The organism is Azospirillum palustre, assembly GCF_002573965.1.
GTDB lineage: Bacteria > Pseudomonadota > Alphaproteobacteria > Azospirillales > Azospirillaceae > Azospirillum > Azospirillum palustre.
Genome location: NZ_PDKW01000040.1, coordinates 45,298 through 67,235, shown reverse-complemented (window position 1 = coordinate 67,235; position 21,938 = coordinate 45,298). Strand labels below are relative to the sequence as shown.

Annotated in this window: 21 protein-coding genes and 1 pseudogene; 18 read left to right on the top strand and 4 right to left on the bottom strand. The window is 67.4% G+C overall.

Annotated elements, in window-relative coordinates:
- Positions 1 to 272: 272 nt before the first annotated feature.
- The 5 genes and pseudogenes from ptsG to CRT60_RS10230 all read left to right on the top strand — a co-directional run bounded on the left by ptsG (position 273) and on the right by CRT60_RS10230 (position 5,203).
- Positions 273 to 2,057, top strand: coding sequence for a PTS glucose transporter subunit IIBC (ptsG, locus tag CRT60_RS10250; RefSeq protein ID WP_098736338.1), 1,785 nt, complete (start codon positions 273 to 275; stop codon positions 2,055 to 2,057).
- A gap of 179 nt (positions 2,058 to 2,236) precedes the next feature.
- Positions 2,237 to 3,298, top strand: coding sequence for an SIS domain-containing protein (locus tag CRT60_RS10245; RefSeq protein WP_098736337.1), 1,062 nt, complete (start codon positions 2,237 to 2,239; stop codon positions 3,296 to 3,298).
- Positions 3,298 to 4,458 carry an N-acetylglucosamine-6-phosphate deacetylase gene (nagA, locus tag CRT60_RS10240; RefSeq protein ID WP_098736336.1) on the top strand — a complete coding sequence of 387 codons (1,161 nt, stop codon included), beginning with the start codon at positions 3,298 to 3,300 and terminating at the stop codon, positions 4,456 to 4,458. The genes CRT60_RS10245 and nagA overlap by 1 nt, the downstream gene beginning before the upstream one ends.
- 194 nt (positions 4,459 to 4,652) lie before the next feature.
- Positions 4,653 to 4,853: pseudogene (locus CRT60_RS36940) on the top strand (toxin-antitoxin system TumE family protein); the annotation flags it as partial.
- Complete coding sequence (locus CRT60_RS10230) at positions 4,850 to 5,203, top strand: HVO_A0114 family putative DNA-binding protein (protein WP_098736335.1); 354 nt, start codon at positions 4,850 to 4,852, stop codon at positions 5,201 to 5,203. The pseudogene CRT60_RS36940 and the gene CRT60_RS10230, both read left to right, overlap by 4 nt.
- Positions 5,204 to 5,221: 18 nt before the next feature.
- Here CRT60_RS10230 and CRT60_RS10225 read toward each other — a convergent pair whose 3' ends face one another.
- Together CRT60_RS10225 and CRT60_RS10220 are read right to left on the bottom strand one after the other, a co-directional pair.
- Positions 5,222 to 5,887 carry an HAD-IA family hydrolase gene (locus tag CRT60_RS10225; protein ID WP_098736334.1) on the bottom strand — a complete coding sequence of 222 codons (666 nt, stop codon included), beginning with the start codon at positions 5,885 to 5,887 and terminating at the stop codon, positions 5,222 to 5,224.
- Positions 5,888 to 5,937: 50 nt separating this feature from the next.
- On the bottom strand, positions 5,938 to 6,696 hold the full coding sequence (locus tag CRT60_RS10220) for a GntR family transcriptional regulator (protein ID WP_098736333.1): 759 nt from the start codon (positions 6,694 to 6,696) through the stop codon (positions 5,938 to 5,940).
- 220 nt (positions 6,697 to 6,916) lie between these two features.
- Here CRT60_RS10220 and CRT60_RS10215 point away from each other — a divergent pair, with 220 nt between their 5' ends.
- Together CRT60_RS10215 and nagE are read left to right on the top strand one after the other, a co-directional pair.
- A complete protein-coding gene (locus tag CRT60_RS10215; protein WP_098736332.1) occupies positions 6,917 to 7,825 on the top strand; it encodes an N-acetylmuramic acid 6-phosphate etherase in 909 nt (302 codons plus the stop codon).
- A 59-nt stretch (positions 7,826 to 7,884) separates the two neighbouring features.
- Positions 7,885 to 9,360 (top strand): N-acetylglucosamine-specific PTS transporter subunit IIBC, encoded by a 1,476-nt coding sequence (gene nagE, locus CRT60_RS10210; protein WP_098736331.1) that lies wholly within the window; start codon positions 7,885 to 7,887, stop codon positions 9,358 to 9,360.
- A gap of 83 nt (positions 9,361 to 9,443) precedes the next feature.
- On the opposite strand, the gene CRT60_RS10205 is transcribed toward nagE, so the two are convergent.
- Positions 9,444 to 10,199 (bottom strand): GntR family transcriptional regulator, encoded by a 756-nt coding sequence (locus tag CRT60_RS10205; RefSeq protein ID WP_098736330.1) that lies wholly within the window; start codon positions 10,197 to 10,199, stop codon positions 9,444 to 9,446.
- Between the two features lie 291 nt (positions 10,200 to 10,490).
- Here CRT60_RS10205 and CRT60_RS10200 point away from each other — a divergent pair, with 291 nt between their 5' ends.
- From CRT60_RS10200 to CRT60_RS10180, 5 genes are all read left to right on the top strand, one after another.
- Positions 10,491 to 11,495 carry an ABC transporter ATP-binding protein gene (locus CRT60_RS10200; RefSeq protein ID WP_098736329.1) on the top strand — a complete coding sequence of 335 codons (1,005 nt, stop codon included), beginning with the start codon at positions 10,491 to 10,493 and terminating at the stop codon, positions 11,493 to 11,495.
- A 58-nt stretch (positions 11,496 to 11,553) separates the two neighbouring features.
- Entirely contained in the window at positions 11,554 to 12,867 is a 1,314-nt protein-coding gene (locus CRT60_RS10195) for an ABC transporter substrate-binding protein (protein ID WP_098736328.1), read from the top strand.
- An 86-nt stretch (positions 12,868 to 12,953) separates the two neighbouring features.
- A complete protein-coding gene (locus CRT60_RS10190; RefSeq protein ID WP_098736327.1) occupies positions 12,954 to 13,871 on the top strand; it encodes an ABC transporter permease in 918 nt (305 codons plus the stop codon).
- A gap of 3 nt (positions 13,872 to 13,874) precedes the next feature.
- On the top strand, positions 13,875 to 14,702 hold the full coding sequence (locus CRT60_RS10185) for an ABC transporter permease (protein WP_098736326.1): 828 nt from the start codon (positions 13,875 to 13,877) through the stop codon (positions 14,700 to 14,702).
- Between the two features lie 13 nt (positions 14,703 to 14,715).
- On the top strand, positions 14,716 to 15,420 hold the full coding sequence (locus CRT60_RS10180) for an aspartate/glutamate racemase family protein (RefSeq protein WP_098736325.1): 705 nt from the start codon (positions 14,716 to 14,718) through the stop codon (positions 15,418 to 15,420).
- Positions 15,421 to 15,433: 13 nt separating this feature from the next.
- Here the strand turns inward: CRT60_RS10180 and CRT60_RS10175 are convergent, their stop codons facing one another.
- The gene (locus CRT60_RS10175) at positions 15,434 to 16,978 is read right to left on the bottom strand and encodes an FAD/NAD(P)-binding protein (RefSeq protein ID WP_098736324.1); all 1,545 of its coding nucleotides are present in this window, start codon (positions 16,976 to 16,978) and stop codon (positions 15,434 to 15,436) included.
- Positions 16,979 to 17,305: 327 nt separating this feature from the next.
- Here CRT60_RS10175 and CRT60_RS10170 point away from each other — a divergent pair, with 327 nt between their 5' ends.
- The 6 genes from CRT60_RS10170 (at position 17,306) to CRT60_RS37505 (ending at position 21,934) form a co-directional block, all read left to right on the top strand.
- On the top strand, positions 17,306 to 18,628 hold the full coding sequence (locus tag CRT60_RS10170; protein ID WP_204561806.1) for an amidase: 1,323 nt from the start codon (positions 17,306 to 17,308) through the stop codon (positions 18,626 to 18,628).
- Positions 18,629 to 18,995: 367 nt separating this feature from the next.
- Positions 18,996 to 19,313: a hypothetical protein gene (locus CRT60_RS35625; RefSeq protein ID WP_143273209.1), complete on the top strand. Its 318-nt coding sequence runs from the start codon at positions 18,996 to 18,998 to the stop codon at positions 19,311 to 19,313.
- A 46-nt stretch (positions 19,314 to 19,359) separates the two neighbouring features.
- On the top strand, positions 19,360 to 19,854 hold the full coding sequence (locus tag CRT60_RS10165) for an ELWxxDGT repeat protein (protein WP_342210673.1): 495 nt from the start codon (positions 19,360 to 19,362) through the stop codon (positions 19,852 to 19,854).
- 492 nt (positions 19,855 to 20,346) lie between these two features.
- Positions 20,347 to 20,826, top strand: coding sequence for a DUF2147 domain-containing protein (locus CRT60_RS37765; protein WP_098736323.1), 480 nt, complete (start codon positions 20,347 to 20,349; stop codon positions 20,824 to 20,826).
- Positions 20,827 to 20,891: 65 nt separating this feature from the next.
- A complete protein-coding gene (locus CRT60_RS37510; protein ID WP_161958018.1) occupies positions 20,892 to 21,518 on the top strand; it encodes a fatty acid desaturase in 627 nt (208 codons plus the stop codon).
- A complete protein-coding gene (locus tag CRT60_RS37505; protein ID WP_098736321.1) occupies positions 21,518 to 21,934 on the top strand; it encodes a fatty acid desaturase in 417 nt (138 codons plus the stop codon). The genes CRT60_RS37510 and CRT60_RS37505 overlap by 1 nt, the downstream gene beginning before the upstream one ends.
- Positions 21,935 to 21,938 lie beyond the last annotated feature (4 nt).

The following is a 21,938-nucleotide window of genomic DNA, read 5'->3' as shown; positions in this document are numbered from 1 at the left end:
CCCGTATCGGACGCCGTCTGTGCGCAGACGCCGCATAGCCCAAGCGCAATTCTCGTCATATGTTATCGAAAGATCCCGTCCGGGAAAGGCGAAAGCCTGCGGCCAATCCGCGCCCCGCATGGCGCATCGGGGATAAGCCGCAAGCTTGCCCGGGACGCTATGTCGCCTATGTCGTGAAACCCGGGCATGGGTCAGGTTGTAGTCCCACCCAGGGCCGACCCATCCGGACCCCAGGATGTCGCCGCCGCCGGACAATTTGCGGGAGAGCCGCCATGGCAATGAACCCCTTTGCGTTTCTACAGAAAATCGGCAAGTCGCTGATGTTGCCGGTGGCGGTTCTTCCCGTCGCCGGTTTGCTGCTCGGTATCGGCGCGGCAAACTTCGAATGGATGCCGCCGCTGCTGTCGATGCTGATGAAGAATTCCGGCGACGTGATCTTCGGCAACCTGCCGCTGATCTTCGCCATCGGCGTGGCGCTGGGCTACACCGAGAATGACGGCGTGTCGGCCATCGCCGCCACCATCGGCTATATCGTGATGCTCGCCACGCTGGGCGTGATGACCGGGGTCTGGGGCATGGAGCCCAAGACCATCATGGGCATCAAGTCGATGGAAACCGGCGTGTTCGGCGGCATCCTGGCCGGCGGGCTGGCGGCGGCGATGTTCAACCGCTTCTACAAGATCTCGCTTCCGGCCTATCTGGGATTCTTCGCCGGCAAGCGCTTTGTGCCGATCATCACGGCGCTGGCCGCCATCGTGCTCGGCATCGTGCTGTCGGTGGTCTGGCCGCCGGTGCAGGAGGGCATCAACAGCTTCTCGCGCTGGGCGGCGGTGAACGACCCGCGTCTGGCCGCGACCATCTATGGCTTCGTCGAACGCCTGCTGATTCCCTTCGGCCTGCACCACATCTGGAACGTGCCCTTCTTCTTCGAGATCGGGTCCTTCCAGAATGCCGCCGGGCAGGTGGTCCATGGCGACATCGCCCGCTATTTCGCCGGCGATCCCACAGCCGGCATCCTGTCCGGCGCCTTCCTGTTCAAGATGTTCGGCCTGCCGGCCGCGGCAATCGCCATGTGGCACACCGCCAAGCCGGAGAACCGGGTGCGCGTCGGCGGCATCATGGTGTCCGCCGCACTGACCTCCTTCCTGACCGGCATCACCGAACCCATCGAGTTCAGTTTCCTGTTCCTGGCGCCGGTGCTGTACCTGATCCATGCGATGCTGGCGGCGACCTCGCAGTTCATCATGAACTCGCTGGGCGCCCACATGGGCTTCACCTTCTCGCAGGGCGGCATCGACTTCGTGCTGTTCAACGCGCTGAGCCCGCTGTCGCAGAAATGGTGGCTGGTGCTGATCCTGGGGCCGGTCTATGCGGCGATCTATTATGTCGTGTTCCGCTACACCATCCTGGCGCTGAACCTGAAGACCCCCGGACGCGAGGATGCGACGGAGGAAAGCGTCAGCACGGCCACCGGCAGCGAGCGGGCGCGCGACCTCGTCCTGGCCTTCGGCGGGCGTGGCAACATCAGCAATCTGGACGCCTGCATCACCCGCCTGCGCGTGGTGGTGAAGGACCCGGCCCGCGTCGATGACGGCAAGCTGCGCGGCATGGGCGCGTCCGGCGTCCTGCGGGTGCGCGACAGCGTGCAGGCGGTGTTCGGCACCCTGTCGGAGAACCTGAAGACGGAGATGCAGGAATATCTGCACAGCGCCGGCGCGGAAGCCGACGGTCCCGCCGCCGTGGCGGCACCGGTCGCGGCGAAACCGGTATCCGCTCCGGCCGCGGCGGCGGTCCCGGCCGACCGCGCCGCCCGCATCGCCGAGGCGCTGGGCGGCGCCGGCAACATCAAGGACGTGGCCGGATTCGCCACCACCCGTCTGCGGGTCGAGCTGAGCGATGCCGGCAAGGCGAATGCCGAGGCGCTGAAGCGGGCCGGCGTGCGCGCGGTGATGGGGTTGGGCGCCAACGGCCTGGACCTGATCGTCGGCAACGACGCCGACGCGCTGGCGGGGGCGATGACCGGCATGCTGCCGGGCGGACGGCGCGCCGCCGAATAGCGGGTATCCTGTCTGGTATTTGAGTGGTTTTATCGTGCGGCGCGACCTTTCCTGGGTCGCGCCGCTTTTCTTTTCCGCATTGCGGCAGGAGTTGTGGTGCGATTCCACCAATGGACGCTGGCCTCCGGCACAAGAAGGTCTTACATTGGTATCTATACCAGTCAATCACGAGCGCCGCCATGACCGATCAGGGCAGTCCAGATTTCAAAGCGTCCGGCTCCATCCCGCTGATGGCGGTGGAGGCGGCGGAGGCCCCCGCCGCGGTGGCCCGGCAGATCGAGCGTTGTGGCGCCGGCTTCGCCGAGCTGGGCGAACGGCTGCGGCGTGAGCCGCCGCGTTTCGTCGTCACCTGTGCCCGCGGCAGTTCCGACCATGCCTCGGCCTACGGCAAATATCTGATCGAGACGCGCATCGGGCGGGCGGTGGCCTCCATCGGGCCGTCCATCGCCTCGGTCTATGGCGGGTATCTCAGCCTGGAGGGGGCGCTGTTCATCGCCGTTTCGCAGTCGGGGCGCAGCCCGGACCTGCTGCGGCTGGTGGAGGCGGCGAAGGCCGGCGGTGCGCGGGTGGTCGGCTTCGTCAATGCCGAGGACTCGCCGCTGGCGCAGATGTGCGACCATTTCCTGCCGCTGGCGGCCGGGCCGGAGCGCAGCGTCGCCGCGACGAAATCCTGCATCGCCTCGCTGGCCGCCTATCTGCAGCTGGTGGCGCACTGGCAGGACGATGCGGCCCTGAAGGCAACGCTGGCGGCCCTGCCCGACACGCTGGAGGCGGCGAAGGGGCTGGACTGGAAGCCGGCGCTGATGCCGCTTGCCACCGCGCAGAACCTCTATGTGCTGGGGCGCGGAGTCGGCTTCGGCGCGGCGCTGGAGATGGCGCTGAAATTCAAGGAAACCTGCCGCCTGCATGCCGAGGCCTTCAGCGCGGCGGAGGTGGTCCATGGTCCGCTGGCGCTGGTCGGTCCCGGTTTCCCGGTGCTGGCCCTGACCCAGGCCGATGCGGCGGAGCCTCACACCCGCGCGGTGGTGGAGCGCATCGTCGGGCTCGGGGCCGCTGTCGCCACCACCGAAGCGGGGCTTGCGGGAACCACGCTGCTGCCGAGCCTGCCGGGGATCGCACCGGAGGTGGCGCCGCTGGCGGCATTGCAGAGCTTCTATGGTGCGGTCTATGAACTGGCGCTGGCCCGCGGCATCGACCCCGACAGCCCGCCCAACCTTGCCAAAGTGACGAAGACCGTCTGATGCGACAGCTCCTGACCGGCGCCCGGATTTTCACGGGCGAGACCATTCTCGACGGCCGCAGCCTGCTGGTCGCCGATGGCCGCATCCTCGACATCGTGGCCCCCGGACGCACCCCGCCGGAGGTCGAGCGGACGGTGGCGCTGGAGGCCGGCGACCTGCTGGCGCCCGGCTTCCTCGACATCCAGGTCAATGGCGGCGGCGGCGTGCTGTTCAACGAGCAGCCGACGGTGGAGGCGACGCTGGCCATCGCTGCGGCGCACCGGCGCTTCGGCACCACCGGGCTGCTGCCGACGATCATCACCGACACTCCCGACTGCCACCGTGCCGCCGCCGAGGCCGCGGTGACGGCGGTGGCGCAGCCGGGCAGCGGCGTGCTCGGCATTCATTTCGAGGGCCCGTTCATCAGCCCGCAGCGGGTCGGCGCGCATGACCCGCGCTTCGTCCGCGCGCCGGACGAGGGCGATCTCGACTTCATCGGCGGGCTGCCGGCGCGGATGCCGGGCGGCCGGGTGCTGCTGACCCTGGCGCCGGAATGCGTGGAGGATGCGGCGCTGTCCCGGCTGATGGCGGCGGGGGTGATCCTGTCGGTCGGCCACACGATGGCGAGCGCCGAGCGGGTGGTGGAGGCCTTCGATCTCGGCGTGCGCGGGGTGACGCACCTCTACAACGCCATGCCTGGCATCGCCAACCGCCAGCCCGGCCCGGCCGGGGCGGCGCTGGGCGACGGGCGGCCCTGGTGCGGGCTGATCGCCGATGGGCATCACGTTCATCCGCTGATGATGCGCGCCGCGCTGGCCGCCCGGCCGCGCGGCCGGATGATGCTGGTGACCGATGCGATGCCGCCGACGGGGACCGACGCGGATCGCTTCGAGCTGAACGGCCGGACGATCTATCGGCGCGACGGGCGGCTGGTGCTGGCCGACGGCACTCTGGCGGGGGCCGACCTCGACATGGCGACGGCCGTGCGCAATGCCGGGACGCTGATCGGCCTGCCGCTGGAGGAATCGCTGCGGATGGCCTCGCTCTATCCGGCGGAGTTTTTGGGGCTCGCGGGCGAGCGCGGGCGGATCGTGCCGGGCTGGCGGGCCGATCTGGTGCTGCTGCGGCCGGACCTGACGGTGCGCGGGACTTGGGTCGAGGGGGAGTGGCGGGGGGCTTGATCATCTGAATTGCAATATCCCAACAAGCCTTGCTTATGGCATTTGACGCCATATGCCTTTTGATGCCATGATCTACCATCTCAGTGACGGGGATGCGCTGTTCCGTGCCGAAGGCTGAACTGCTCTTCAAGGAGCGCCGGGAGTTGGCCGGAGGAGCCATCATCGAGGTGAAGATCTGAAGGGTTCCGGCTCCCGTTCCGCCGCCCGAACATCCGCTCAAATATTCACTTGTCTATATTGTGAATGGCGAGCGCGTGGTCGGTTACGACAATGAGCGGGGCAAGGGCGACCATCGGCATTACGGACTGCGCGAGGAGCCCTATCGTTTTACCTCGCCGGAGCAGCTGATTACGGATTTTCTGGCCGATGTCCGGACCGCAGGAGGCGATGTATGAGCGACCTACAGATCCATGTCGGGGACACTGCCGAGGACCTCACCGGCCGTTTCGCGGACGCATGGCGCCGGGCCGAACACGGAGAGCCGGTCAACGAGCGACACCTGTCCTTCGACAGCTTCGAGACGCTGGCGCGCGCGCTGACACCAAAGCGGTTGGAACTGCTCCGGCATCTGCACCGGGCGCCGGCGGCCAGCATCAACGCTCTTGCCAAGGCGGTGGGCCGTGACTATCGCCGCGTGCACGAGGATGTCGAGGCGCTGGTCGCCGCCGGCCTCGTTGATCGCGAGGAAGGCGGCACCGGGTTGACCGCGCCGTACGACGCGATTTCTACCCGGATCGCCTTGTAGAGATTTCCTTGGCGGGCGTCAGCCCACCGCCACGATTTCCAGACCATCCTCGTCCACGCGCACCCGCAGCGCGGTCAGGTCGGGCAGGGACAGGTTGCCGTCCAACTCATGTGCCGGCAGCGTCGTGGTCAATCCGATCACCCAGGCACCTGCCGCGTTGCCGGCCGCCAGTCCCGCCGGGGCATCCTCGAACACCACGGTGTCGCGCGGGTCGAAGCCGAGCTTCTCGGCGGCGGTGCGGTAGCCTTCCGGGTGGGGTTTGCCCTGGCTGACGTTGTCGGCGCCGATCAGCAGGTCGGGCAGCGGCAGGCCGGCCTGGGCGATGCGCTTCCGCGCCATGTCGTGCGGGGCGGAGGTGACCACCGCCCAGCGGTGGCGCGGCAGCGATTGCAGAAGCTCAAGGGCACCGGGAACCGCGCGCACCCCTTCGGTATCGCCGGTGTAGCACTCCTCCACCAGACGCACCTCCTCGTCGATGTCGGCACCGGCGGGGGCGAAGCGGCGGACGGTTTCGATGCTGCGGACGCCATGGCAGACGGCCAGGATCGCCTCGGGATCGAGATCGTGCCGGGCGGCCCAGGCGCGCCAGGAGCGCTCAACCGGACCCTTGGTGTCGATCAGGGTGCCGTCCATGTCGAACAGGATGGCGCGGACGCGGAACGGGGTATCAAGGGCAGGCTTCATCGCTCGCTCTCGTTGGAATCGTCGGTGTGGGACGGAATGGTCCGGGCGGATCAGACCAGAGACAGCTCCACGACGAAGTCATAGGCGTCGCCGCGGTAGTGGGAACGGACGAACTCCAGCGGGGTTCCGTTCTCCAGGAAGGTGCGGCGCTCAATGTAGAGGGCGGGGGCGCCGTCGGGAACCCCCAGAAGCGTCGCCTGATCCGCCGGCAGGCGAATGGCAGACAAGCGTTGCAGCGCGCGGAAGGGCGGATGGCCGCGCCCGCGCAGGGTCTCGTACAGGGAGCCCTGCACCAGATCGGGATCGGGCAGGACGCTGGTCGGCAGGGCGCTGAGTTCGATGGCGAGCGGGGTGCCGTCGGCCAGACGCAGCCGGTGCAGCCGCACCACCTCCGCCCCCGGACGCAGGCCCAGCGCCATCGCCTCTTCCGGCGTCGCGGTGGCGACCGAGCGGCTGAGCCAGCGCGAATCCGGCTTCAGCCCGCGCCCGCCGATGTCCTCGGTGAAGCTGGTCAGGGCGGACAGCCGCTGTTCCACATGGGGGCTGCGGTTGATGAAGGTGCCGGCCCCCTGGCGCTGGTGCAGCAGCCCCTCCGCGATCAGTTCGCGCAGGGCCTTGCGCACGGTGACGCGCGACACACCGAAGGTCTCCGCCAGCTCCCGCTCGCCGGGAAGGGCGTCCTGGTCGGTCAGCCTGCCCTCTACGATCAGCGTCCGCAGATGCCGCGCCAGTTGCAGGTACAGCGGCAGGGGCAGGGCGTCCGACAGGGCGGTCGGGTCGAACGGGGCCGCGGCGGCGGCAGTGGACATCGGCAACCACTCCAGTGCTCCAGGACCGGCATGATACCACTGAAAGGCCTTTGGGCAACAGGCGCCGGACGGGATGCAGAGGGGCAAGCACAATTACAACCAGTTTCAGATTGCGGAATGTCCGGATTTTGGTATTCTGCGCATACAGTCCAATCTAATACCACCAACCAGACAACACCAGCCCCTGACCTGATGCCGGGGCGACAGCGGAGCCGGAACGATGGCGGGCGGCACGGAAGATGCGGCGAACCGGTACAGCCGGCTGGACGTGTGGCCGGCCACCGAACTGATGACGGCCCTGTGGGAGGGGCAGACGCGCGCACTCGCCGCCTGCGCTCCCGCCTTGCCGCTGGTCGCCGCCGCCGTGGAGGCGGCTGCGGATCGTCTCGCTGCGAGAAATGGGCGGCTGGTCTATGCCGGGGCCGGGTCGTCGGCGATGGTTGCGGCCCTCGACGGGCTGGATCTGGGGCCGACCTTCGACTGGCCGGCGGAGCGTCTGGTGCTGCTGATCGCCGGCGGGCTCGATCTGTCGCGCGGACTGGCCGGGGCGGCGGAGGATGACGAGGGGGCGGGACGGGCCGATGCCGGCCGGGCGGGGGTTTGCGCCGACGACGTGGTGGTCGGCCTGTCGGCCAGCGGCGCCAGCGCCTACACCGTCGGCGTCCTGCGCGCAGCAAGGGAGGCGGGGGCCCTGACCATGGGCATCGCCAGCAGCGCGCGCTCCCACCTGCTGGACGCGGTGGAGCATCCGGTGTTGACCGCGACGGGGGCCGAGGTGATCGCCGGATCGACCCGGCTCGGTGCCGGAACCGCGCAGAAGGTGGTGCTGAACCTGTTTTCGACCGGCGTCATGACCGCGCTCGGCAATGTCTACGACAACCTGATGATCAATGTCCGGCCGGAGAATGCCAAGCTCCGCCGCCGCTGCGCCGCCATGGTCGCCCGCATCGCCGGCGTGGACGAGGATGCTGCCGGTGCGGCGCTGGAGCGACACGGCGACGTGCGCCGCGCCGTGCTGGGGCTGGCCGGGCTGGAGGCGCCCGAGATCGACCGGCTGCTGGCCGAAACCGGCGGCAATCTGCGCCGCGCCATGGAACAGGCCCGGTCGGGATCCAACACGCAAGAATGACCAACATGCGAGGCCCGGCCCCCTTGAGGCCGGAGCCCGTTGCACTGGGAGACGTCCGAATGTCTGCTGATCGTTTGTCGGGCGACCGTTTTTCGGGCGTCCAGAGGCTGGGGCGGGCGCTGATGCTGCCGATCGCCGTGCTGCCCATCGCCGGTCTGCTGCTGCGCATCGGCCAGCCCGACCTGCTGAACATCGCCTTCATCGCCGCGGCGGGCGACGCCGTCTTCTCCAACCTGGGCGTCCTGTTCGCCGTCGGCATCGCCATCGGCTTCGCCCGCGAGAACCATGGTGCTGCCGGGCTGGCCGGCGCCGTCGGCTATTTCGTGGCGGTGAAGGGTGCGGTGGTGCTGAGCGGCGTTGCGCCGGAGCTGGTGGCGAAGATGTCCAGCCGCATCAGCATCCCGGTCGGCATCCTGATCGGCATCATCGCCGGTCAGCTCTACAACAAATACAAGGACATCAAGCTGCCGGACTATCTCGCCTTCTTCGGCGGGCGGCGCTTCGTGCCCATCGTCACCGGCCTGGCGGCGCTGGGGATCGCGCTGGTCTTCGGCTATGGCTGGCCCGTCGTCGATTCCGGACTGACCGCGCTGACCACCGGCGTGCTGGGGCTGGGCGAGTTCGGCCTGTTCCTCTACGGAGTGCTCAACCGCATCCTGATCATCACCGGCCTGCACCACATCATCAACAACATCGCCTGGTTCCTGCTGGGCGATTACCAGGGCGTCACCGGCGACCTGAACCGCTTCTTCAAGGGCGACCCGACGGCCGGCGCCTTCATGGCCGGCTTCTTCCCGGTGATGATGTTCGGCCTGCCGGCCGCCTGCCTCGCCATGTATCACACCGCCAAGCCGGAGAACCGGGCGGCGGTCGGCGGCGTGCTGCTGTCGATGGCGCTGACCGCCTTCCTGACCGGCGTGACGGAGCCGGTGGAATTCGCCTTCATCTTCCTGGCGCCGGTGCTGTTCGCCGTTCATGCCGTGCTGACCGGCCTGTCGATGGTGCTGATGGACGTGCTGAACGTGAAGCTGGGCTTCGGCTTCTCGGCGGGCCTGTTCGATTATGTGCTGAACTATGGCAAGGCGACCAACCCGATCCTGCTGCTGCCGGTGGGTGCCGCTTACTTCGCCATCTATTACGGGCTGTTCCGCTTCGTCATCCAGCGCTTCGACCTGAAGACGCTGGGCCGCGACGACATCGCCATTCCCGCCGGTCAGGCACCGGCGGCCGCAGCTATCCGGCCCGCCACTGTATCGGCCGCATCGGCCTCGGCGGTCAGCGACCGGGCCGGCGCCTATGTCGCGGCCCTGGGCGGGGCCGGCAATCTGCGGTCGGTGGAGGCCTGCACCACGCGCCTGCGCCTGAACGTCGCCGATGCCAGCCGGGTGAACGAGGTGGAGTTGAAGCGCATCGGCGCCCGCGGCGTGGTGAAGCCGTCGGCCAATTCGGTCCAGGTGATCGTCGGTCCGATTGCCGACCAGCTGGCGGGCGAGATCCAGGACTCGCTGAATGCATCGGCGGGCTTGCGGGTCTGATCGAAGGCACCCCGGTCGCAACATTGGAAAGCCCCGGCTCCTCGCGGAACCGGGGCTTTCCGTCTTTTGAGGCCTGTGTACCGTCAGGTGGGTTCCGGTTCGTCGGCGAAGATCGCCTTCAGGTCGATGCGGGTGTCGGTCTTCGCCTCAAGATCCAGTTGGCGCTCGACGTCGTCGAGATGCTCGATCATCAGGGCGGTCGCTTCGCCGGGGCGGTTGCCGATCAGGGCGGCGATCAGGCGGCGGTGATCGTCGGCGGAGCAGGTGTGCGACGACCGCCGTTCGAACGCCGCGATGGCAAGGCTGGAGCGGTCGATCAGGTCGGTCAGGATGCCGGCCAGCGTCGCGTTGCCGGCGAACTCGGCCAGCAACAGGTGGAACTGGCCGGACAGGCGGATCATCGCCTTGCGGTCGGCGGCGCGTTCCGCCGCGTCCTCCAGCGCGCCATGGCCGCGCAGCTTCTCCAGCATGTCGTCGGACAGCGGGCGGGGCAGCCGCTCCAGCCGCTCCATGATCGCCCGCTCGATCACCCGGCGCGCCTCGAACACCTCGCGCGCCTCTTTCGGTGACGGCTTGGCGACGAAGGCGCCGCGGTTGGGAATCAGCGTCACCACCCGCCGCTGTGCCAGCAGAAGCAGCACCTTGCGCACCCGCTCGCGGCTGACGCCGAAGGCTTCGGCCAGGCTTTCCTCGGTCAGCTTGGTGCCGGGCGGCAGGCGGCGGTCGGCGATGGCCTCCCCGATGCTGCGGACGATGCGGGATTCCGCGCTGCTGCGCGCCGCGCCGGTGCGGGCGAGGGGAGTGCGGCGGGCTGGCTTGGCAGGGGCGGCGGTGGTCATGGGCGGGGGAGGTGCTTTTACCGGAGTGCGGGAAACGTACCGCAAATTGTGCACAAAGCGGGCCAGCGAGGGAACTGCAATCGCTTGAGCGGGATGCCGGCGGTCGCCCGGACCAGAAGTGCCTAAAACCGCGCCACTGCGCTGAACTGCTGCACAAATGCCGCGTCTTTGCGCAATGAGCGGCCATGCGACCGGCGGATTTCCGCCATTTGGCCGTTGGCACGCGGGATGCACAAGTCGGAACGGTCACAAACGACCGCGCAGATTGTGCACAATTCTGGAGGCCCTTCGATGACGGCAGGTTCGACGGTCGAGCTGGTGAAGCTGCGCAAGGCCTATGGAACGACTGTGGCGGTGGACGGCATCGATCTGCGGATCGCCGCCGGGTCCTATTGCTGCCTGCTGGGGCCGAGCGGTTGCGGCAAGACCTCCACCCTGCGGATGATCGCCGGGCACGAGGACATCACCGACGGCGACCTGCTGATCGGCGACAGCGTGGTCAACGACGACCCGCCGGCCAAGCGCGGCACCGCGATGATGTTCCAGAGCTACGCCCTGTTCCCGCATCTGGACTGCACCGACAATGTCGCCTTCAGCCTGAAGATGAAGGGTGTCGCGAAGGAGGAGCGGCGGCGCCGGGCGTCCGGGATGCTCGATCTGGTCGACATGGGCAAATATGCCGGGCGCCTGCCGTCGCAGCTGTCGGGCGGGCAGCAGCAGCGCGTCGCGCTGGCCCGTGCGCTGATCACCCGGCCCGGCGTGCTTCTGCTGGACGAGCCGCTGTCGGCGCTCGACCCCTTCCTGCGGGTGCGCATGCGGGAGGAGTTGAAGCGCCTGCACCGCGACATCGGCATCACCTTCATCCACGTCACCCACAGCCAGACCGAGGCGATGGCGCTGGCCGACCTTGCCGTGGTGATGAACCAGGGCCGGATCGAGCAGGCGGGGCCGCCGCGCGAGCTGTTCAACCAGCCGCGCACCGCCTTCGTCGCCCGCTTCATCGGCGGCCACAACGTGATCGAAGGCGGAGTTGTGGGCGACGCCGGCCGCTGTGCCGTGCGGACCGACCGCATCCAGCTCGGCGCGGCCGATATGCCGAGCGAAATCCAGGTGGAGGGCACGGTGCGCGCGCTGGAGTATCACGGCGCCTCGGTCCATCTCAGCCTCGACGTCGCCGGTGCCGACGAGTTCGCCGTCGTGCTGGACGAGGCCCGCTATTTCGATGCCCCCGTCGGCGTGGGCGACCGCGTGCGGGCCGGCTGGAGCCGCCGCGACATCCACCCGCTGGTGGCCTGACCTTTTTCAAAAACCGCCCATCAAAAAACAACACGACGAACAGACTGGAGGCTCAGCGATGACCGACACCCGTACTCCTTCGAAGTCCGCGACGCTGTCGACCGGCGTCAGCCGCCGCACCCTGCTGAAGGGCACCGCCGCCGTGGCGGGTGCCGCCGTCGGCTCGGGCGCCATCACCGGCTTTCCGACCATCTGGGCGCAGAACATCAAGAACGTCACGCTGCGCCAGTTCGGCACCGGCGTGTCGAACCTGAACGCCGTCGCCGACAAGGTGAAGGAGGATCTGGGCTTCACCCTGCAGATGACGGCGCTGGATTCCGACGCGGTGACGCAGCGCGCGGTGACCCAGCCGAAGTCCTACGACATCGCCGACATCGAATACTGGATCGGCAAGAAGGTGTTCCCGGCCGGCGTCATGCAGCCGATGGACGTCAAGAAGATCAAGAACTTCGACAAGATCGTCCCGATCTTCATCACCGGCAAGCTGACGCCCGACAGCGCCATCGCCCAGGGCACCGCCCCCCACACCGTCGGCTTCGTCGAGGGCAAGGACAGCACCAAGTTCGCCAAGGCGCCGACCGAGTGGATGACGCTGATCCCGACGATCTACAACGCCGACACGCTGGGCATCCGCCCCGATCTGGTCGGCCGGCCGATCTCCAGCTGGAAGGATCTGCTGGATCCCGCCTTCAAGGGCAAGGCGTCGCTGCTGAACATCCCGTCCATCGGCATCATGGACGCCGCCATGGTCTGCGAGGCGATGGGCGAGGTCAAATATGGCGACAAGGGCAACATGACCAAGGAGGAGATCGACAAGACCCTCAAGATCATGACCGACGCCAAGAAGGCCGGCCAGTTCCGCGCCTTCTGGAAGACCTTCGACGAGAGCGTCAACCTGATGTCGTCGGGCGAGGTCATCATCCAGTCGATGTGGTCGCCGGCCGTTGCCGCCGTGCGCGCCAAGGGCATCCAGTGCGTCTACCAGCCGCTGAAGGAGGGCTATCGCGCCTGGGGCGGCGGTCTCGGCATCGCCAAGCATCTGAGCGGGCTGGAGCTGGATGCGGCCTATGAATACATCAACTGGTATCTGTCGGGCTGGGTCGGCGCCTATCTGAACCGCCAGGGCTATTACTCGGCCGTGCTCGACACCGCCAAGCAGCACATGTCGCCGGAGGAATGGGCCTTCTGGATGGAGGGTCAGCCGGCCAAGGCCGACATCCTCAGCCCCGAGGGCAAGGTGATGGAGAAGGCCGGCGCCGTGCGCGACGGCGGCTCGTTCCAGGACCGCATGGGCCGCGTCGCCTGCTGGAACGCGGTGATGGACGAGGACCGCTACATGGTCCGCAAGTGGAACGAGTTCATCGCGGCGTAAGGCTTGCGGTGGCCAGCCATCCCCTCTCCCCCCCCCGGGGAGAGGGGGATAATCGCCGAAACCACCTCAAGCGCAGGACCACGCCCATGACCCTGACCGCCGAAACGTCCCGACCGTCCGTCACGGCCGCCGCCGGCAGGGCGCGGCGTCGCCGCTTGGCTCCGCGCGTGGCGCCCTATCTCCAGGCGGCACCGCTGACCGTGATGCTGCTGCTGTTCCTGCTGGTGCCAATCCTGACCATCGTTGTCGTCAGCTTCTGGGACTACGACAGCGTCCGCTTCTACCCGGACTTCGTGCTGACCAATTACACGGAGCTGCTGACCTCGCCGGTCACCTGGAAGACCTATCTGAACACGCTGAAATACGCCGCGCTCACCTGGGCAATCACGCTGGGGATCGGCTTCACGGTCGCTTATTTCCTGGCCTTCCATGTGCGGTCGACCACCTGGCAGATGGTGCTGTTCCTGGTCTGCACCATTCCGTTCTGGACCTCCAACATCATCCGCATGATCTCGTGGATCCCATTCCTGGGACGCAACGGGCTGCTCAATTCCGGCCTGATCTCCGCCGGGATCATCGACCAACCGCTGGAGTTCCTGCTGTTCTCCGACTTCTCGGTCGTGCTGGCCTTCGTCCACCTCTATGCGCTGTTCATGGTGGTGCCGATCTTCAATTCGATGATGCGCATCGACCGCGCCCTGATCGAGGCGGCGCGCGACGGCGGCGCCAGTGCCGCGCAGACCTTGTGGAACGTCATCCTGCCGCTGACCAAGCCTGGCATCGCCATCGGCTCGATCTTCGTCGTCACGCTGGTGATGGGCGACTTCATCACCGTGCGACTGATGAGCGGCGGTCAGAGCGCCTCCATCGGGCTGATGATCGCCAACGAGATCTCGCTGCTGCAATACCCGGCCGCCGCCGCCAACGCCGTGGTTCTGCTGGCCGTCGTCCTGATCATGGTGGTGGCGATGCTGCGCATCGTCGATATCCGCAAGGAGCTGTGAGAGATGAACACCTCCCGCCGCGGCCTGTCCTTCTATCTGCTGGGCGCCTTCTTCGCGCTGTTTGTGCTGTTCCTCTACGGCCCGACCGCAACCATCCTGATCCTGTCCTTCCAGGGGCCGGATGGCGGGCTGACCTTCCCGATGAACGGTGTCTCGCTGCACTGGTTCCGCAACCTGTTCGAACAGCAGGCGGTGGGCGATTTCGGCGGATCCTTCCGCCGCTCCATCGCGCTCGGGCTGATGGTGATGGTGCTGACCGTGCTGTTCTCGGTGCTGGCCGGCTTCGCCTTCCGCCGCCGGTTCCGCGGCAGCGGGGCGATTTTCTATCTCGCCGTCGCCAGCCTGATCGTGCCGTCGATCCTGGTCAGCCTGGGCATCGGCCTGTTCTTCAACATCCTGGGGCTGGAGCCGTCCTGGTACAGCTCGGCGCTGGGCGCGCATCTGACCTGGACGCTGCCCTTCGGCCTGCTGATCGTCTTCGCCATCTTCAACCGCTTCAACCCGGCCTATGAGGAGGCGGCGCGCGACCTGGGCGCCACGCCATGGCAGACTGTGCGCCATGTGGTGCTGCCGATCCTGCTGCCCAGCCTGATCGGCGTCGGGCTGTTCGGCTTCACCCTGTCCTATGACGAGTTCGCCCGCACGCTGATGACCGCCGGCAGTTTCAACACGCTGCCGCTGGAGATCTACGGCATGACCACCAACGTCACCACGCCGGTGCTCTATGCGCTGGGGTCGCTGACGACGGTCTTCTCCTTCACCGTGATCGGCCTGTTCTTCCTGGGCCTGATCGCGCTGCGCCGCCGCCGCCTGGGCCATAGCGGCGCTTAAGGACTTTCAAGACATGCGCATTCTGGTCGTCAACCCGAACAGCACCGCCTCGATGACCGCGCGGATCGGTGCCGCCGCCCGCACCGTCGCGGCCCCCGGCACCGAAATCGTCGCCACCAACCCGCCGGGCGGACCGGCCAGCATCGAGGGCTATTACGACGAGGCGCTGGCCGTTCCCGGCATGCTGGCCGAGATCGAGCGGCAGCAGCGCGACGGCGTCCTCGCCGGCACGGTGATCGCCTGCTTCGACGATGTCGGGCTCGACGCCGCGCGCAGCCTCGCCACCGCGCCGGTGGTGGGCATCTGCGAGGCGGCGATGCAGACTGCCGGGCTCCTGGGCGGCCGGTTCAGCGTGGTGACGACGCTGGCCCGTTCCGTCCCGGCGCTGGAGCGGCTGGCGCAACATTACGGCATGGCCGGGCGCTGCACCATCCGTGCGGCCGGCGTGCCGGTGCTGGCGCTGGAGGATCCGGCGTCGGGTGCCGTCGAGCGGGTTCGGGCGGAAATCCGGCGGGCGGTGGAGCAGGATGGCGCCGAGACCATCGTGCTGGGCTGCGCCGGCATGGCCGACCTCGCCCGCAACTTGAGCGATGAGATGGGACTGCCGGTGGTGGACGGAGTCACCGCCGCCGTGAAGCTGGTGGAGGGGCTCGCCGCCCTGGGGCTGCGGACCAGTAAGGTCGGCGGCTATGCGCCGCCGCTGCCCAAGGCGCGGTGACCCTTCCGCCGTTTTACAGTCGTGGCAGTTCCGGGAAATCCGGCGTGCCGATGCCGGGCAACCCCGTCCGGGTTGACATCGCCCCGCCCGGCAGTCCGCCCAGGATGCGGCGGGCGGCGTCCGCGCATTGGCTGCGCAGTTCCGGCACCGCCGTCATTTCCCAGAAGGGCGCCTTGGCAACCGGCCCGAACGCCAGCAGGCGCGGCGACGGCGTGCCGTCCGCGGCGATCACCGCCCCGCCTTCCGTCACGTCCAGCCCCAGCCGCAACTCGTCCGGACGGGCGAGGCCGCGGTCGAGCAGCGAGCGTACCAGCGGGTGGCGGATGCGGGTGTAGTCGCAGTTGGTGCCGGTGGCATTGATCAGCGCGCCGGCTGTCAGCCGCCGCTCCGCACCGCCGCCGCGCTCGGCGACGGTCAGTTCCAGGCCGCGCGCGGTCAGCGCGGCGTCCTTCAGGCGGCCGGGCAGGATGCTCAGCTGGCCGCTGTCGCGGGCGGCGGCGATGCGGTCGGCGACCTGCGGGGCCATGCGGTGGCGATGCACCTCCCAGAAGGGACGGGCATGGCGCAGGAAGCGGCGGCGCTCCTCCATCGGCAGATGCGCCCAGATGCGGTGATGGTGCGGCCGCAGCGCGTCGAAGGCCGACCGCCAGTCATAGCCGGCGGCGGTCGCCCGCCGGGCGTCGGCCTTGAGCGCGATCAGCACGTCGAGAACCGTGCTGGGCAGCACATCCGGATGGAGGAAGGAGGTGTAGGGCCGCGTCTCCTCATGGCGCAGCGGCAGCAGGCCGCGGCGCGACATCGCGGTGATCGGCCCGCGATGCCCCTGGTCGAGCAGCGACAGCACCGTGTCCACCATGGTCAGCCCGGTGCCGAGGATGGCGACGGGAGCGTCCCGGTCGATGGTGCCGATGGCGGCGGCATCCCACGGGTCGCCGATGAAGCGGTCCGATGCGAAGGCCTCGTCCGCGGTCGGGGACGCCAGACAGGGCGGGGAGGGCGGAAAATTACCGATGCAGAGGGCGGCGGTGTCGGCGCTGACCACCCGGCCGTCGCCGAGCCGCACATGCACCGCCGGCCGGCTGCCCGATGGGGTCTCGGTCCGGACATCCACCGCTTCGGCCCGAATCAGGTTCAGCCGGGCATGGTCGGGCGCCTCGGCCTGGGCCTCCGCCAGGACATCCTGGATGTAGGCGCCGTAGAGCGCGCGGGAGGCGAAGGCATGGCCGCTGGGCGGCATCGGCTCGTCCGGCGTCGGACCGTCCGCGCGGCTCCACAGCCAGCGCAGGAAATGGCGCGGATCGTCGGGATAGGCGCTCATGTTGTAGGCGCGGACATTCAGCACATGCGTGCCGTTCGGTGTGGAATAGGCGACGCCGGTGCCGGGCCGGTGCCCGTATTCGATCAGATGCACCACCAGCGGCGCCTGGGCGCCGCGCAGCAGGTGGGCGGCCAGCAGGCTTCCGGTGAAGCCGGCGCCGACGATGGCGATCTGGCGGGGCTGGTGGACAGCATTGGGCGGTGTGACGCCAGGGCGATGGAAGTGAGGCGTTGCAGGCATCGAAGTCCGTCCTTCCGTGAGTCATTCCGGAAAAGGCCGGCCGTTGGCGTCTGTTCCCCGAACCCGTCAGGCTATCGCTGAAAGAGGGGACTCGCGTCGGCCGTGTGTCTGCTCTGTCCGCTTCGTTCTGCCCTGAATATCACAGCGCCGGGGACACGCGCCATCGGCCGAACGGCAAACACTATTCCAAAAGTAGGGATTTGCCGGTTTTTTACGCATGCTGCCCCGCATCATCGCTGTCGCCAAGCCCGCGCCGATATGGCACATGCGTTCGGCCACCGCCGCCACCGCGCAGCCGTGTTGCAAGACCGATCAGGAGCACGCCCGATGTCCATGCCGTCCATCCAGTCCGCCCCCCACGCTTCCGCTTGCGACCGGCTGGAAGCGGCGCTTTCCCGGATTGCCGATCCGGAGCGGCAGGGTGCCATGGTGTTCACCGAGATTTATGCGGAGGAGGCGCGCTCCGCGGCGGCCGCCAGCGACCGCCGGGCCGCGGCCGGTCGCTCGCTGGGGCCGCTCGACGGGCGGATCGTCTCGGTGAAGGCGCTGTTCGACGTGGCGGGCGATGCCACGGCGGCCGGCTCCGCCATCCTGCGCGGTCGTCCGGCAACCGGGCGCGATGCCAGGGCGGTGGCCCGGCTGCGCGCCGCCGGGGCGGTCATCGTCGGCCGGACCCACATGACCGAATTCGCCTTCTCCGCGGTCGGCATCAATCCCCATTACGGCAATCCCGGAAATCCGCATGACCGCTCGCGGGTGCCGGGCGGCTCCTCGTCCGGGGCGGCGATCTCGGTGATCGACGGCATGGCGGAGATCGCACTGGGCAGCGACACCGGCGGGTCGCTGCGCATTCCGGCGGCGCTGTCGGGTGCGGTCGGCTTCAAGCCGTCCGCCGGGCGCCTGCCGTCGGACGGGGCCTTTCCGCTGTCGCCGACGCTGGATGCGATCGGGCCGATTACCGCCACTGTCGCGGATGCTGCGCTGCTGGACAGCATCCTTTCCGATGGCAACCCGGCGCCGCTGGCACCGTTGTCCCTTGCCGGGCAATCCTTCCTGGTGGCGCGCGGGCGGCTGTTCGACGGGACCGAGCCTGCCGTCGCCGCCGCCTTCGAGGCGGCGCTCGACCGGCTGCGGGCGGCCGGGGCGCAGGTCGTCGACGGGTCCATCGAGGCGGAACTGGACGCGCTGGCGGAACTGGACCGCATCGGCGTCTTCACAGCCATCGAACTGGCGGCGACCCTGGCCGATCTCGGCATCACGGCGCTCGACGGCATCGATCCGAAGACCCGCGCGCGGATCGAGGCCGGCGGCAAGGCGCCCGCCGCCGATTATGTCCGCATGCAGAACCGCCGTGCCGCGTTGATCCGCCTGATGGACGAGCGGCTGACCCGCCATCCCGTCCTGCTGCTGCCGACGGTGCCGATGACGGCGCCCACCATCGCCGACGTGCTGGACGATGCGGCCTTCCACCACGTCAATCTGGCGTTGCTGCGAAACACCCGTGTCGCCAACCTGTTCGACCTGCCGGCCATTTCCCTGCCGGTTCCGGCCGATGGGTTGCCGGTCGGCCTGATGGCGATGGGCCGGCGCGGCAGCGACCGCAGCCTGCTGGGCATCGCCGCCGGGATCGAAGCGGCGCTGCTGGGGTAAGCCTGCGCCAGATGTGCTGTGACCATGATGGGGCCGTGAATTTTCCGCGCAGGAATCGCGGCCCCGTGCGTATCACCCATGTGGACGTGCGCCCTGTTCAAAGAGTAGAAGTAAATAATTACAAACAACCGATTCCTGACTCCCAAATGACCGCTCATCGTCACAAGCGGTGTCAAAGAGTGGCGACAGACAGAATTCGGTTCAATTTGCGGAAAACTCGCACTTATTGTCTGCCGGCGGTCGGATGACGACTGCAGACGAGAGCCGACGATCATCATGTGTGATGGTCGGATGCCATCCGCTGGCGCCGGGAATATTGGCGCGGGAATGCCGGGTGGCGATCGGCTGAAATGCTTGGAGACTTCCTATGGCTACCAACTTCGCCACTGATACGCTCAAGTCCGTGACGTCCAAGGCCACTGCGCCGACCTCATCCGTCACGACCACCGACAGCGCAGTCGCAGAGTTCCGGGACCACCAGCTTCAGCACCAGCACGCCCAGGGCGATTCCGCCACCGACGGCGCGAATGGGAACACGACGGCCGACACCATTGTCGGGCACAGCGCTCCGACGCTGTCGGACAGTGCAGTCACTGAATTGAAGGCCGCCTATGTCGCGGTCGAAAAGGCCATCGCCGACGCCAAGAGCGGCAGCACGCGCAGTGGGAGACAGGCTGTTCTATAACCACGGCGAGGATTTGTGGACCAGCGACGGAACCCCGGAAGGCACAATGCTGGTAAAGAATTTTCCGCCGGTCGGCCTCTCCCTGCCCAACCAGTATGTCGCCTTCGACGACCGGATTGCCTTTGTGGCCGAGGATGGGCAGCACGGTTTTGAGCTCTGGATGTCGGACGGGACGGAGCAGGGAACGCGCATGGTGAAGGATATCGCCCCTGGCAGCGCAGGGGCCAACATCTCGGACTTCGCCGTTCTGGACGACTGGGTGTTCTTCACCGCGGACGACGGAGTGCACGGACGCAGTCTGTGGATGAGCAACGGTACCGAGGCTGGCACGCGCATGGTGGCGGACAGGTCCCACGACACGATTTGGACGGCGCCCGGCAACCTCCACTCGGTCGGCGACAGCCTCTATTTCAGCGGGATCGACGCCGGGCAAGGCGGCGCGCTGTTCCGATTGGATGCCGACGGGGAGGCGGTGACGAGGCTCGCCACCGCGCAACCCTTCAGCCTGCTTTATGGCACGCTGGAGATCGCCGGGATCTGATGCCACTCATTTCAAGCTGGTGTCGATTGCCACGACCGCCCCCTGAACCGTGTCGGGATTTCTACCTGACCAATTCACCGGAGCCGGGTCGGCGGGCGCGGGGCTAAGCCGCTGGCTTCGTACATGATTCTTGTGATGAAGCAGTCTCACAGCGGATCAATGGAGTTCACGCCCGCCTTGGCCGAGAGTGCCGGGGATCTTCCCGTCTTATCACCGGTTGCCGACAAGCCGGTTGTCGTTGACTTCGATTGTGGCCGTCTCACCTCCGCCGACCAGCTTCCCCTACCAGGAAAGCTTCGCGATGCTGGCCGCTCGCACCGTCAAGCTGCCGCCTTAAACGCTGGTGCAACCCGCCCCTGACCAACCCATTCCCGCGACCAAAAGCGTATCGCCGAAAGGATGGTGGACGTCCGCCCTAGCGATTCGGCCGATCGCCCGCGATATTAACCGGAGCCGGGAAATCGGGAGGATCCTGCTTTGTGCAAAAAGGCGATGCTCCGATCGGTGGTGATAGCCGTCGGGTGCTTGGCGCTTGTCCGGCTGCCGGGGACGGCTTCGGCAGCCGACTTGCAAGGTGTCTGGCTAACCGCAGACAAGGATGCGGTCCTTAGGATCACCCGCTGTGCCAATCGATTCTGCGGTCGGATTATCTGGCTGGAGAACGCTACGGATCGGAGTGGCTCGCCTCGTCTGGATCAGAAGAACCCGGATCCAGCCAAGCAAGCACAGCGGATCTGCGGCCTCGTCGTCATAACCGGCCTTACCCCCGTAGGTCCCGACCGCTGGGACGGGTCCGTTTACAATCCTCAGGATGGCCAGACCTACAGTGGCAGTATCACCGTCCTGTCGGATGAGTCATTGAGAGTTCGTGCCTATATAGGGTTACCGATCTTCGGGCGAAGCGAGACTTGGACACGGGTGAACGGTTCATCGGCAAACGAGATCGAGTATAAATGCCGAAGTCACGGGTGAGGCCCCCTACGCCATCCCGAGAAAGTCGGCACCGGCTTCCAACACCTTCTTCGAGGAGGGGGCTTATGACTCAGGATGCCGTGGGTGCGACATTGCCGCCGCACAACGATGTCGCAATCGGTGATGGTGGACATGCGCTTTTGCGCGAACGGCTTCGCCCCTACCAGACACCAAGCCTCGTCCGCAGCCTCGCCCAACTGGCAACGTCGGTCCTGCCCTTCATCGGGTGCTGGGCGCTCATGGTCCTCAGCCTCGACATCAGCTACGCCGTCACGCTGCTGCTTGCCGTTCCGGCCGCCGGCTTCCTGGTTCGCATTTTCATCATCCAACACGATTGCGGGCACGGGGCCTTCTTCCGGTCACCGCGGGCCAACGATGCCATCGGCACGCTGTGCGGTGTCATGACCTTGACTCCCTATGCCAACTGGTGGCGCCAGCATGCCGGTCACCATGCCAACTGGAACAATCTCGACCGGCGGAACAGTGGATACGACATCTACTCATCCTGTCTGACGCTGGACGAGTACAACGCGCTCGGCCATCGCGAGCGTCTTTTCCATCGCCTGCTCCGCTATCCGGTGGTGGCGCTGATCCTGCTGCCGCCGCTGGTCTTCCTCGTGCTGTACCGTTTCCCCTTCGACACGCCGTCCGATTGGCGGCAGGAGCGGCTGTCCGTCCATAAACCAACCTGATGATCGCCGCCCTGCTGCTAACGCTCGCGGCCTGGCTCGGCTTCGGCACGGTGCTGCTGGTGCAATTGCCCATTACGATCCTCGCCGCCATAGCCGGCGTCTGGCTGTTCTCGGTCCAGCACCGGTTCGAGCACACGCTGTGGGTTCGGCAGGAGCAATGGGAGCCACAACTCGCGGCCTTGCAGGGAAGTTCCTACCTGCGTCTTTCCGCCATACTCCAATGGTTCACCGGCAACATCGGTTTCCACCACATCCATCATCTGAATCCCCGCATTCCCAACTATCATCTGCAGCAATGCCACCGGGATATTCGGGCACTCCAGGAAGCGCCCATTCTCACCCTGGGAGGGGCGTTGGCTGGAGGCTGTCTCTGGCTGTGGGACGAAGCGCGTGGAAAGCTCGTCCCGTTCCCTTGACCAC

Coding starts and splice junctions, on each gene's coding strand:
- ptsG (WP_098736338.1), top strand. CDS start 273: ATGGCAATGAACCCCTTTGCGTTTCTACAGAAAATCGGCAAGTCGCTG.
- CRT60_RS10245 (WP_098736337.1), top strand. CDS start 2,237: ATGACCGATCAGGGCAGTCCAGATTTCAAAGCGTCCGGCTCCATCCCG.
- nagA (WP_098736336.1), top strand. CDS start 3,298: ATGCGACAGCTCCTGACCGGCGCCCGGATTTTCACGGGCGAGACCATT.
- CRT60_RS10230 (WP_098736335.1), top strand. CDS start 4,850: ATGAGCGACCTACAGATCCATGTCGGGGACACTGCCGAGGACCTCACC.
- CRT60_RS10225 (WP_098736334.1), bottom strand. CDS start 5,887: ATGAAGCCTGCCCTTGATACCCCGTTCCGCGTCCGCGCCATCCTGTTC.
- CRT60_RS10220 (WP_098736333.1), bottom strand. CDS start 6,696: ATGTCCACTGCCGCCGCCGCGGCCCCGTTCGACCCGACCGCCCTGTCG.
- CRT60_RS10215 (WP_098736332.1), top strand. CDS start 6,917: ATGGCGGGCGGCACGGAAGATGCGGCGAACCGGTACAGCCGGCTGGAC.
- nagE (WP_098736331.1), top strand. CDS start 7,885: ATGTCTGCTGATCGTTTGTCGGGCGACCGTTTTTCGGGCGTCCAGAGG.
- CRT60_RS10205 (WP_098736330.1), bottom strand. CDS start 10,199: ATGACCACCGCCGCCCCTGCCAAGCCAGCCCGCCGCACTCCCCTCGCC.
- CRT60_RS10200 (WP_098736329.1), top strand. CDS start 10,491: ATGACGGCAGGTTCGACGGTCGAGCTGGTGAAGCTGCGCAAGGCCTAT.
- CRT60_RS10195 (WP_098736328.1), top strand. CDS start 11,554: ATGACCGACACCCGTACTCCTTCGAAGTCCGCGACGCTGTCGACCGGC.
- CRT60_RS10190 (WP_098736327.1), top strand. CDS start 12,954: ATGACCCTGACCGCCGAAACGTCCCGACCGTCCGTCACGGCCGCCGCC.
- CRT60_RS10185 (WP_098736326.1), top strand. CDS start 13,875: ATGAACACCTCCCGCCGCGGCCTGTCCTTCTATCTGCTGGGCGCCTTC.
- CRT60_RS10180 (WP_098736325.1), top strand. CDS start 14,716: ATGCGCATTCTGGTCGTCAACCCGAACAGCACCGCCTCGATGACCGCG.
- CRT60_RS10175 (WP_098736324.1), bottom strand. CDS start 16,978: ATGCCTGCAACGCCTCACTTCCATCGCCCTGGCGTCACACCGCCCAAT.
- CRT60_RS10170 (WP_204561806.1), top strand. CDS start 17,306: ATGTCCATGCCGTCCATCCAGTCCGCCCCCCACGCTTCCGCTTGCGAC.
- CRT60_RS35625 (WP_143273209.1), top strand. CDS start 18,996: ATGGCTACCAACTTCGCCACTGATACGCTCAAGTCCGTGACGTCCAAG.
- CRT60_RS10165 (WP_342210673.1), top strand. CDS start 19,360: ATGCTGGTAAAGAATTTTCCGCCGGTCGGCCTCTCCCTGCCCAACCAG.
- CRT60_RS37765 (WP_098736323.1), top strand. CDS start 20,347: ATGCTCCGATCGGTGGTGATAGCCGTCGGGTGCTTGGCGCTTGTCCGG.
- CRT60_RS37510 (WP_161958018.1), top strand. CDS start 20,892: ATGACTCAGGATGCCGTGGGTGCGACATTGCCGCCGCACAACGATGTC.
- CRT60_RS37505 (WP_098736321.1), top strand. CDS start 21,518: ATGATCGCCGCCCTGCTGCTAACGCTCGCGGCCTGGCTCGGCTTCGGC.